At 64.0% G+C, this 10978-nt stretch carries 12 protein-coding genes; 6 read left to right on the forward strand and 6 right to left on the reverse strand.

What is annotated here, in order from left to right:
* Position 1 precedes the first annotated feature (1 nt).
* The gene (locus ACIGGF_RS14100) at positions 2–1069 is read right to left on the reverse strand and encodes a ParB/Srx family N-terminal domain-containing protein (RefSeq protein WP_397521911.1); all 1068 of its coding nucleotides are present in this window, start codon (positions 1067–1069) and stop codon (positions 2–4) included.
* 179 nt (positions 1070–1248) lie between these two features.
* Between ACIGGF_RS14100 and ACIGGF_RS14105 the strand changes: the two genes are divergently transcribed.
* Together ACIGGF_RS14105 and ACIGGF_RS14110 are read left to right on the forward strand one after the other, a co-directional pair.
* Complete coding sequence (locus tag ACIGGF_RS14105; protein WP_397521912.1) at positions 1249–1752, forward strand: hypothetical protein; 504 nt, start codon at positions 1249–1251, stop codon at positions 1750–1752.
* On the forward strand, positions 1749–2378 hold the full coding sequence (locus ACIGGF_RS14110) for an RES family NAD+ phosphorylase (protein ID WP_397521913.1): 630 nt from the start codon (positions 1749–1751) through the stop codon (positions 2376–2378). Before ACIGGF_RS14105 ends, ACIGGF_RS14110 begins: the two co-directional genes overlap by 4 nt.
* A 3-nt stretch (positions 2379–2381) precedes the next feature.
* Here the strand turns inward: ACIGGF_RS14110 and ACIGGF_RS14115 are convergent, their stop codons facing one another.
* Positions 2382–2912, reverse strand: coding sequence for a GNAT family N-acetyltransferase (locus tag ACIGGF_RS14115; protein WP_397521914.1), 531 nt, complete (start codon positions 2910–2912; stop codon positions 2382–2384).
* A 115-nt stretch (positions 2913–3027) separates the two neighbouring features.
* Between ACIGGF_RS14115 and ACIGGF_RS14120 the strand changes: the two genes are divergently transcribed.
* The 4 genes from ACIGGF_RS14120 to ACIGGF_RS14135 are packed head-to-tail and all read left to right on the forward strand — an operon-like array spanning position 3028 to position 6817.
* Positions 3028–3879 carry an ABC transporter permease gene (locus ACIGGF_RS14120; protein WP_397521993.1) on the forward strand — a complete coding sequence of 284 codons (852 nt, stop codon included), beginning with the start codon at positions 3028–3030 and terminating at the stop codon, positions 3877–3879.
* A gap of 3 nt (positions 3880–3882) precedes the next feature.
* On the forward strand, positions 3883–4602 hold the full coding sequence (locus ACIGGF_RS14125; protein WP_397521915.1) for an ABC transporter ATP-binding protein: 720 nt from the start codon (positions 3883–3885) through the stop codon (positions 4600–4602).
* A 36-nt stretch (positions 4603–4638) separates the two neighbouring features.
* On the forward strand, positions 4639–5685 hold the full coding sequence (locus ACIGGF_RS14130; protein WP_397521916.1) for an ABC transporter substrate-binding protein: 1047 nt from the start codon (positions 4639–4641) through the stop codon (positions 5683–5685).
* 28 nt (positions 5686–5713) lie between these two features.
* Complete coding sequence (locus ACIGGF_RS14135) at positions 5714–6817, forward strand: LLM class flavin-dependent oxidoreductase (RefSeq protein ID WP_397521917.1); 1104 nt, start codon at positions 5714–5716, stop codon at positions 6815–6817.
* Positions 6818–6920: 103 nt separating this feature from the next.
* Here the strand turns inward: ACIGGF_RS14135 and ACIGGF_RS14140 are convergent, their stop codons facing one another.
* From ACIGGF_RS14140 to ACIGGF_RS14155, 4 genes are read right to left on the reverse strand one after another with little or no spacing between them, the layout of a single operon-like run.
* Complete coding sequence (locus ACIGGF_RS14140; protein ID WP_397521918.1) at positions 6921–8054, reverse strand: serine hydrolase domain-containing protein; 1134 nt, start codon at positions 8052–8054, stop codon at positions 6921–6923.
* Positions 8044–8670, reverse strand: coding sequence for a TetR/AcrR family transcriptional regulator (locus ACIGGF_RS14145; RefSeq protein WP_397521919.1), 627 nt, complete (start codon positions 8668–8670; stop codon positions 8044–8046). The genes ACIGGF_RS14140 and ACIGGF_RS14145 overlap by 11 nt, the downstream gene beginning before the upstream one ends.
* Positions 8667–10229: a class I adenylate-forming enzyme family protein gene (locus ACIGGF_RS14150; protein ID WP_397521920.1), complete on the reverse strand. Its 1563-nt coding sequence runs from the start codon at positions 10227–10229 to the stop codon at positions 8667–8669. Before ACIGGF_RS14150 ends, ACIGGF_RS14145 begins: the two co-directional genes overlap by 4 nt.
* A gap of 24 nt (positions 10230–10253) precedes the next feature.
* Positions 10254–10916, reverse strand: coding sequence for a nitroreductase family protein (locus tag ACIGGF_RS14155; protein WP_032383742.1), 663 nt, complete (start codon positions 10914–10916; stop codon positions 10254–10256).
* Positions 10917–10978 lie beyond the last annotated feature (62 nt).

A 10978-nucleotide genomic window follows, 5' to 3' on the forward strand; every position in this document is an offset into this window, starting at 1 on the left:
CCTACCGAGGCAGTCCCGACTTGTACTGCAAGGCGTATGCCAGTTTGCCCGGCTTGTCGTCCGAGTACGGGGCCGAAAGCTTCCCGAACTCACCCTTGGTGGCTGCCTTGCCGTCGTTCCAGGCGTCCAGAGCACCGAGTTCGGCTGCGGTGCGGCCACTGTTGATCACCGCGTCTTTCGGTGCCGCTACCTGCGCGCGCGAGACCGCGCCGACCGTGCTCAAGTAGCTCGCCAGGTTGTTGCTGTCCCACCCGCTGATGTCGACTGCGCCGGAATCGCGAACCCAAGCACCCCAATAGAACTCCTGGAACGGGATGGTGCCGGGGGTGAAGCCGATATCGCGAGCGAAGTACATCAGGCTGCGGTACTTGTCGTTCTGGAACTTCGCAAGACCCACTCCTGACGGAAGCTGTTCTACCGGAACCTCGTTGCCGTCGACGTCGTAGTTCCACACCCACTTCTCGGCTTTCATCCGCGCCCAGAAATCAGCGGGGCTCAGATCGCTGAGATTCGCGACCACCCGCAGACGAAGATGCAGATTCGGTCCACCGTCGGCCGTTTCGTAGAACGAGGTCAGGGTGTGGTGGCCGTCGGTCAGGTACGGCACGCCGCCCGGCCCGATGACGACAGTCTTCATCGGTGCGATGGTGTCGGGCGTTTCCTGGCCGACGGGGACAGTGCAGGTGAAGGACGACGGGTTGTCCAGTCGCGCATCGGGCAATGCTGACACGGCTTCTTCCTGGCCGTTGGCCTCGCACCAGTCATCGAACTTCTTTTTGATCTCGTCTTTGCCGAGTGTGTAGCGACCGAGCTTGTAGTACACCTCGTCGTATCCGAGCGAGGGTTGCGTTGCGCGCACATCACCGATCGGGAGATCGAGAAGTTCACCCGCTTCGGCACATTGGTAACCGAGGCCCGCCGACGATCCGGTGGGGAGGAGGTCTGCGACCTGGCACAGTGGCGACGCGTTCCGTGCCGGGGCGGCAGTGGCGACGCTGCCCATCGACGTAGTCGCGACAGAAATCAGTGCGAGTGTGCCCAGCAGAGCTGCTCTGCGAAACGAAGCCATCGGTGAAACTCCCAGGAGTCGAGAAGTGAAGTTTCCCGAGACTGTCGCACGACGGTCACCGGTCGATGTCGCAGAGCCCAACCGGAGATGTTCGGGAGGTGAACGCGTCAGATTCCGTCCGGTCACCAATGCGAGTTGACATGGTTGACATCGGGACAGCGGAGGGGGACCATGAAGGCATGTCCACAGTCGAGAAGGATCTCGAAGTCATGGCGCATCGCCTGGTCGAGGCCAGTGGAGCGCCGGACGAACGTGATCTGGCGTACGCGAGGGCAGGTCTCGATGGCATCGTGAACGGTTTGAAGGCGCGCCGCGCGTGGAGTGAGCATGTGGGTGAGATCTTGACTCCGAGTGAGGCTGTCGCGGTAGCGGGTTGGACTCGCGCTGCTCTGAGCAAAGCTGTGCGCGAGCATCGTGTTCTGCGTTTGACAGGTAGTAACGGCAAGTACGGGTACGCCGCCGCAGGGTTTACCGACGACCGTCCCGCGAAACCGATTCTCGGGATCCAGCAGGTGCTGCGAGTGTGGGCGGACGTCGATCCTCGAGGATGGTCGACGGTTGCCTGGTTTGCTACCGAGCAGCCCGAGTTGGGTGGTCGCACACCTCGGCGTGCTCTTCTCGATGGTGACGTACCGGTTGTGGCTCGCGCGGCCGAGGGCGCTGCCAGTCGCCTTGCGGCGTGAGCGCCGAACGCGCTGTCGTTCATCTGTCCGAGCCGAAGGCCGTCAGTGAATTGTCGGGCCGGTTTCCGTCGTACGTGTACCCCGCTGGGACCGAGCTGTTTCGGTCACATCGGGCCGGTCTGGGAACGCGGTGGTACTCGTCGAGCGGTGGCGGCAGGTTCGACCTCGAAGAGCCCGGCGGAACGTGCTATCTGGCCGAAGACGAGGTGGTGACGCTTCTGGAGATTTTCGGCGGTCAACTCGTGGTGCCCCGGTACGAGGTCGAGAGTCGTGCGGCGTCGACGATCACGTTGGGCTCAGACGTCACACTCGCTGATCTGACTGCCAACACCGGTATTGCGTTCGGCGTGACGGCGGAGATCTTTTCGACTGCCGATTATCCGTTGACGCAGCGGTGGGCGGCCGCGTTTCGAGCGGCGGGGTTCGATGGTCTGCGGTATTGGGCGCGCCACGAACTCGAACGTGCTGGTCGTTGTGTCGCCCTTTTCGGTGGAGCGGGTGCGGTCGGTGAGAGCCATCCTCATGCCGTGAAGGTCACCACCGGTCTTTCCGATCGAGGGGATCTGCTGCAGCGGTGGCGTGAAGAAACTGGCGTCACGATCTTGGATGTTCCGGATCTGTTGTAGCGGTCAGCGATCCTCGCGCAACATCGCGTAGACGAGGGTGTCGGTCCATTCACCCTTGCACCACCAGTTCTGGCGGAAGTGCGCTTCCTGACGCATCCCGACCCGCGCGGCCAATCGGGCAGACGCGTCGTTGCGTCCGTCCAGCTGTGCGCTGATTCGGTGAATCTGGGAAAGCGAGAACACTTGTTCGACCAGCGCGTTCACCGCCTCGGTGGCGTAACCACGGCCGGCTACAGCGGGGGAGAACGTCCAGCCGAGTTCGACGAGAGCAGGGGAACCGTCGACCAACCACGCCTCGACGTTGCCAACCACGATGCCCTCGTGTTCGACGACCATCGCCAGTGCCTGGGTGTGTAGACCGATTCGCTTCATCCGTTTGCCCACCGCGACAACCGCATCGGCCTGTGTCCACGCCTCGTGGAGTAAGTAGCGGCAGACTTCCGGGTCGCTGTAGTACGCGAGAATTCGCTCTGCGTCCTCGGGTTCGTACAGACGCAGCGTCAGGCGTTCGGTGTGAATGGGCTCGACGTTCATGACACCAATTCTGCCCGACCTGGATTCACGCTGATTCGAACCCTGTTCTCGAACCGGATCGTGACGGATGGTGGTGATTCGAAGTTGATCGTCATCAAGTGGAAGGCACGTGAACATGGTCGTCACGTCGTACGCCCCACCCGCTGGGCCCGTGCACCTGCGTGTCAGCGACACCGGCCCTGCGCCCGCATCACCGAAGCAGTCGGCGTGGCAGCGGTACCGGTGGACCGTCCTACGCTTTCTCTCTCCCGTCTTGCTACTTGTCCTGTGGCAAATCGCCAGCGCTGCAGGAGTTCTGTCCGAACGCGTGCTTCCCGCACCGTCGTTGATCTTCGACACGGGACTGGACCTGCTGCGCACCGGTGAATTGACCGAGGCCCTTGCCATTTCCGGAACCCGGGTCGTCCAGGGGCTTTTGTTGGGCGGGTTGATCGGCGTGGCACTCGGTGCGCTGGTCGGGTTGTCCAAGCTCGCCGAGGCGACGGTCGATCCGCCGCTGCAGATGCTGCGCGCTATTCCGCACCTTGGCCTGATCCCGCTGTTCATTCTGTGGTTCGGGATCGGCGAGACTCCCAAGATCCTGTTGGTCGCCCTGGGTGTCGCATTTCCCTTGTACCTGAACACGTTCTCGGCGATACGCCAGATCGATCGTGATTTCCTCGACACCGCCGTCGTACTCGGTTTCTCGTGGCGTCAGCGGTTCACCACGATCATCCTGCCGAGTATCGCTCCCCAACTGTTGGTGGGGCTCCGGCAGTCGTTGGCCATCGCGTGGCTGTCGTTGATCGTGGCCGAGCAGATCAACGCCGAATCCGGGCTCGGTTACGTCATCAACAATGCGCGAGACTTCCTGCGCTTGGACACCATCATCTTCGGACTCGTCATCTACGCCCTGATGGGAATCTCCACCGACGGCATCGTCCGGATTCTCGAAAAGCGCGCCCTACGATACCGATTGGATGCTTGATTCATGACAACGACGACGACGTCCGTCGCCACCCTGCACGGCATCGACAAGTTCTACGGATCCAGCCACGTACTGAAGGGCGTCGACGTGTCCATCGAGCGGGGCGAGATCGTCTCGTTGGTCGGACGATCCGGTTCCGGAAAGTCGACGATCCTGCGCGTCCTGGCCGGCCTGTCCACGGACCACACCGGGGAGCGGCAGGTCGCCGGCAATCCAGCGGTGGCGTTCCAAGAACCCCGCCTGTTCCCGTGGCGGACGGTGCGTCAGAACGTGTCCTACGGACTGAACACCGCAGGCGTGACGGGTAACGACGCACTGACTGCCGCGGACGCGACACTCGACGAGGTGGGGCTGGCCGAGAAGCGGTACGCGTGGCCGCTCACGTTGTCCGGCGGTCAAACTCAGCGCGCCGCACTGGCGCGGGCGTTGGTGGGAGAGCCCGAGCTGCTGCTGCTCGACGAACCGTTCGGCGCGCTCGACGCCCTCACTCGGCTGACCATGCAGTCCCTCCTGCTCGATCTGTGGGGACGGCACGGCTTCGGCATCCTCCTGGTCACCCACGATGTCGACGAGGCAATTGCATTGGGGGACAGGGTGGTGGTGCTCGAGAACGGCGAAGTCTCGGACACGGTGACAGTCGACCTACCTCGTCCCCGCGACCGGGGAACACCCGGCTTCTCTCGGATTCGTCACCACCTGCTCGGTGCTCTCGGAGTTCACTGACCATCCAATTCGATACTGGAAAAGGATCTTTCACACATGTCGTCACACGCTCGCCCCCGATCGCTGCGCGCACTCGGCGTGCTCGCTGCCCTGTCTCTGACGGTTGTCGGCCTCACCGGCTGCGTCTCTCGTGGCAGCGACACCGCGATCACCGAAGCCCCGGAACTCGTTTCGAATGACCAGCTCGCAACGGTGACCCTCGATGTCGGTGATCAGAAGGGTGGCACCGAAGCACTGCTGCGTGCGTCGGGTGAGCTCGACTCTGCGCCCTACGATGTTGCGTTCTCCACCTTTACTTCCGGTCCACCTCAGGTGGAGGCTGCAACGGCCGGTCAGATCGACTTCGCGGTCACCGGCAACACGCCTCCCGTCTTCGGGGTTGCAGCCAATGCACGCATCAAAGTCGTCTCCGCGTACACCAACGATGCGAGTGGGGATCAGATCCTCGTACCCGCAGAGTCGACTCTGGCGTCGTTCGCAGACCTGCGGGGCAAGAAGATCGCAGTGGGCAAGGGAAGTTCCGCGCACGGCCATGTGCTGCTGCAGTTACAGAAGGCCGGCTTGACCACCGACGACGTTCAGTTGGTGTTCCTTCAGCCCGCCGATGCGCTGACGGCATTCACCTCGGGTGAGGTCGATGCCTGGGCGATCTGGGATCCGTTCACCGCGATCGCGCAGGTCCAGAACGGCTCCAAAACCTTGACCACTGCCGAGGGTGTGGCCAACGGCTATGGCTTCGGTATCGCCTCGCAGCAAGCTCTGGACGATCCGGCGACCAATACCGCCCTGCAGGACTTCGTCGTCCGTTTGGCCAAGGCCTCCGCCTGGGCCGAGAAGAATCCGGCCGAGTGGGCGGCGGCGTACTCCGCGGCAGTCGGCATCGATCCGGCGGCAGGCGAATTGGCGCAGGGACGAAGTCAGCGACCGGCAATTGCGTTGGACAGCAGCGTCGTCGAGTCGGAGCAGGCACTGTTCGATGTCTTCGTCGACAGCGGCAGCATCCCGGGCGGAAACGCGTTCGCGGACTTCGTCGACACCCGCTACAACGACGCCATCGCCGACGCCACCGCGTCCACCAACTGATCACCCATCACGTCGTAGGAGTTCACTCGTGACCGCACGCATCTTCTGGTTTTTGCCCACCGCTGGCGACGGCCGCTCCATCGTCGGCGCGTCCCACGCCTCTGGCAATCTGCGTGAACCCGCCGGGTTTCGCCGACCGTCGTTGCGCTACCTCACCGAGGTTGCTCAGGCCGCGGATCGACTCGGCTACGAGGGGGTGCTGACTCCCACCGGAACATGGTGCGAGGACGCGTGGTTGACCACGGCCGCTCTGCTGCAGAGCACTCGAAGGCTGAAGTTCCTCGTCGCCTTCCGTCCCGGTCTCACGCCGCCCACGTTGGCGGCGCAGCAGGCGGCGACGCTGCAGCGGTTCTCGGAAGGGCGGGTGTTGTTCAACATCGTCACCGGGGGCGACGACGTCGAGCAGCGTCGTTTCGGGGATTGGATCGATCACGATCGGCGCTACGCCCGCACCGACGAATTCCTCGGTCTCGTCCACCGAATCTGGACCGAGTCTGCGGTCGATCACGAGGGCGAGTTCTTCGAGGTGGCCGACGCACGTGTGTCCGAAGCGCCGGACCCGTTGCCCGAGTTCTGGTTCGGCGGCTCGTCGGACCCCGCGCTGGCGGTTGCGGCCAAGCACGTCCAGACGTATCTGACGTGGGGCGAGCCGCCGGCTGACGCTCGCGCGAAGATCGAGAAAGTGCAAGCGCTAGCGGACGCCGAGGGGCGCAAGCTCACCTACGGCATTCGCTTGCACACCATCAGCCGCGACACGTCCGACGAAGCCTGGGCCGTCGCGCAGAAACTTCTCGACGAGCTTCCCGAGGAGCAAGTGTCGGCAGCTCACGCGTTGCATTCTTCCTCGCAGTCCGAGGGACAACGTCGGATGGCGGCGCTGCACGGCGGCAGCAAGGACTCGCTCGAGATCTACCCGAACCTGTGGGCCGGAGTCGGTCTCGTCCGAGGCGGTGCCGGCACAGCATTGGTGGGCTCGCACGAGGAAGTAGCGAACCTTATCGGCGAGTACCACGACGCCGGATTCGACGAGTTCATCCTCTCGGGCTACCCGCACCTCGAGGAGTCGTACCATTTCGCCGAGGGAGTACGCCCCATCCTCGACGCACGAGGAATCACGGTTCCCGCGCGCTAGAGCACGTGGAATCGAACTTGCCGGGTGTGCCGATTACGGGAAATCTGTCCAGTAGAGACCGTGAAAAATGGATGATAGTGATGCGCGATCATTCAGACCGCCGTCATACGAGGGCGTCGTACACCGCCCGCACGTACTGCTCCGCGCGGTCCGAGCCGATGATTCCGGGCCCCATTCGGTTCATCACATACGAGATGGTCAGCTTCGATTCCGGGTGCAGAACGGTGAGTGATCCGCCCCAGCCACCCCAGAAGCAGATCTTGCCGTCGGGGATGTAGGGCATCGATTCTTGCTGTGGGAGAGCGAAACCCAGGCCGAAGCGCAACGGAATTCCTAGCGCCAGATCGACTCCGTTGGATTGCTCCTCGAAGATCGTGTCGATGGTCTCCGGGCTCAGCAGCCGCACACCGTCCACGGTGCCGCCTCGGGAGATGACCGACAGGATTCTCGCGACCGATCGTGCGTTGGCATGCCCGTTCACTGCGCCCATATCCGCGCCGCGCCACGCCGGGGTGTTCGCGGACGAGGCCTTCACCAACGGTCCGAGAAATGTTTTGCGACGCACCATCGTCGGATCCGGCACGGCATCATCGGTCGGTGGGGGCGGCGGCACGACGTCGGCGATCCGATTCCAGTCGGCCTCGACGGCACCGATCTGGAAGTCGGCACCTAGCGGCCCGGCGATCTCGTCGGCGACAAACTGCCGCAAGGACTTTCCGGTGACGCGGCGGACGACTTCGCCGATCAGGTGGCCCTGACTGACCGCGTGATAGCCCGACGTGCTGCGCGAATCCCACCATGGTGCCTGCGCGGCCAGACGCGATGTTGCCAGTTCCCAGTCGTAGAGGTCCTCTTCGCTGAACGGCCGGTCCCAGCCCGAGACACCCGAGGTGTGCGACATCAGATGCCGCACCAGGATGTTCTCCTTGCCTGCGGCTGCGAACTCGGGCCAGTACGTCGCCACCGGCGCATCGGGATCGAGCGCGCCGCGATCAATCAGCATCAACGCGGCCAGGCACGTCACCATCTTCGTCGTCGACCACACGTTGGTGATCGTGTCCGACTCCCAAGGCAGGCTGTGCTCGGTGTCGCGGTAACCGCCCCACAGATCTACGGCGATATGGCCGTCGATGTCGACGACGATGGACGCGCCGAGCTCCTCGCTGCTGTCGAGGTTGGCTGCGAGCGCGTCACGCACCGCTGAGAACTCGGGGTCGCAGTGACCGTCAATCGCCATGTGATGCTCCTAGAATGCGGTGAACGGCCAGTTCGACGTAGTTGTCGGCGACGTCCTCGATGCTCAGCTCGCCCCCGTCGTGGAACCAGTTGCTGATGCCGTTGAGCATGTCGGTCAGGGCGAACGACGCCAATCGCGCGTCAGGAACGGTGAATTCGCCGCTCCGCATACCGGCGGTGATCACGTCGCGGACGCGTCGTTGGTACTGACGGCGATAGTCTTCGACAACTCCGCGGTGCTCGGGGGTGAGCGAGGCCAGCTCGTGCAGGCCGACGATGTACTCCACCCGTCGCCGATTCAGATGCACCAGGTGCGCGCGCACCAAAGACGACATGCGCTCGGTGGGGGTTCCGGCCGCGTCGAGCAGTGGCAGGTTCTCCTCGGCCGGTTCCTGCGTCACCGTCAGACAGATCGCGAACAGGATGTCTTCCTTGGACGGGAAGTGGTGGTAGAGACTGGCACCCTTGATGCCGACGGCGTCGGCGATATCGCGCATCCCCACGTTCGAGTAACCCTCACGCGCAAAGATATTCGCGGCGTTGGCGACGATGTCCTCTCGTCGTTGCCGAGTGCGCACCTGACGGGGGAGAGCGGTGACCTCGTATGGCTGCGTCATACCGTCTTCTCGACCGCCGCCAACAGTCGCAGTTCACGCTTGAGGATCTTGCCCTGCGGGTCGACGGGCAGTTCGGTCACGATGTGCACCGACTTCGGGGCCTTGTACGACGCCAACTCGGTGCGGCAGTACTCGATGATCGCGGCCGGGTCGGCGGTCACGCCGTCGCGGGCGATGACGAACGCCGTGACGGCCTCGGACCAGTACGGGTCGGGCACGCCGACGACGGCGGCGCGCAGCACGTCCGGGTGCGTGTGGATGGTGCGTTCCACTTCCTGCGACGACACGTTCATCCCTCCCGACTTGATCATGTCCTTCATTCGATCGTAGAAGAACAGGTTGCCGTCGGCGTCGATACGGACCATGTCGCCGGTATGCACCCAGTCGTCGCGGAATGCCTCGGCGGTGCGCTGGGGGTCCTTGAAGTAACCGAGCATGACCGACGGAGTGCGACAGAGCAATTCGCCGATCTCGCTCTCGTTGCCCGCAGGGTCGACGACCTTGATCTCGAGGTGGGTGACGGGCTTGCCGATCCACGACGCGTCGCCGTCGGGGATGTCGTCGAGGGTGGAGAACCAGCCGACCGAGCCGAGCTGGGAGAGTTCGGACTGTCCCCAGTAGGTGCCCCAGATCGCCTCGGGTGCGGCGGCGGCCCAGGCGCTGATCGTGTGTGGTGACACCTGGCCACCGTAGGTGAGGCAGCGCCGAACCTGGCTCACAGCCTCCGGGCCGAACTGTTCGTCACGGGCCAGGGCCAGGTAGAACGTCGGCGTCTGCGCGATGACGGAGATCTTTTCGGCGGCGATGATGCGCAGCGATTGAGCCGGGTCGACCGTCGCGGGCAGCACCAGGGTGGCACCCATCAGCGTGAGGGTCGTCATCGAGCCGAGTCCGGCGATGGTGTGGAAGGGCATGACGAAGAGCCAGGTGTCTTCCGGTCCCGTCCGCAGGCCCCAACTCCATGCAGGCGCGGTGGAGATGAGGAAGTTGCGGTGCGGGATCATCACGCCCTTGGGAGCCGCCTCGGTTCCCGAGGTGTAGATGACCATCGCGACGTCGTTCTCGTCCATCTCGACGTTCGGCTCGGTGGACGGCGTGTTCGCCGTCAGTGCGGCGTATTCGGAGCCGAACGTCACCAGGGTGGTGGTGTCGGGCTTCACCGAGGAGATGATCTCGGCGTAGGCCGGATCGGCCACCACCACAGTCGGTTCCGCGTGTTCGAGTTGGTGCTTCACTTCGGCGGCGCGGTACATCACGTTGATGCCGGTGAATGCCGCACCGGCTTTGAGCGTGCCGTAGTACGCCACCACCACGTCGACACTGTTACGAGCCATCGATGCGACGCGGTCACCCGTTGTCACCCCGAGATCGACCAGCAGGTTGGCGAACTGGTTGGCGCGCGAGTCGAGTTCGCCGTAGGTGGTGACCTCGCGGGTACCGTCCGCCGCGTAGCTGATGAACGCGACCTTGTTCGGCTGAGTCCGCGCATGGCGACGTAGCTGATCGCCGATGGTGGCGCGGCCGATGGGGGAGCGATGGTGAATGGCGGTACCGGGCACGGCGGACTCCTCGAGTTGCAGCTGTTAAAGGGCGGGGGAGAGTGCAGCGGAGTCGAACATCGGCTGCGAGAACGTCTCTGCCGCAACGATCTGCTCCACCGGATCACGGGTGAGCTTGCGCGGGAACGACTTCTCGGGATACCCGACGGCGATGTGCGCGGCGGTGATGTAGTCGTCCGGGATCCCGAGCAGTTCGCGAATGGCAGGTTCCTCGTGGCACAGCAACGTCGTCACCGCGGTCGCGACGCCCTGATCGCGCAGGCTCAGGCACAGGTTTTGGACGGTCGGATAGATGGACGCGCCGCCGACGACGGAGAGTCGGCCGAGTTCGTGGTCGGTGGGGTGTAGTCCGTCCAACGCTGCGCAGACCACCACGATGGCGGGTACCTCGGCGAGGTGGCGGGCGAAGTAGTCGGCGTCCTGCACAGTCTTGGGCAGTGCGCCGACGGCGACGGTTCCGCCGGTGATGCCGGCGAAGTAGGCGTCCCACATCGGCAGGTAGAGATCGGCGAGGGCCTGCTTGCGGGCGGCGTCACGCACGACGATCCACCGCACGGGCTGACGGTTGCCGCCCTGCGGGCCGAAGCGGGCTACGTCGAACGCGGCTTTGAACACCTCGTCGGGAACAGGATCGCTGAGGTACCGCCTGCAGGTGCCGGTGGTGCGCATCGCCTCGGTGAGTTCCATGGGTGTTTCCCTTCGCCTGTCCGCTGTTAGGTAGTGCCATGAAGCATCGTGTGGCGTGGGCC

It is taken from the genome of Rhodococcus sp. NPDC078407, from assembly GCF_044542515.1.
Classification (GTDB): Bacteria; Actinomycetota; Actinomycetes; order Mycobacteriales; family Mycobacteriaceae; genus Rhodococcoides.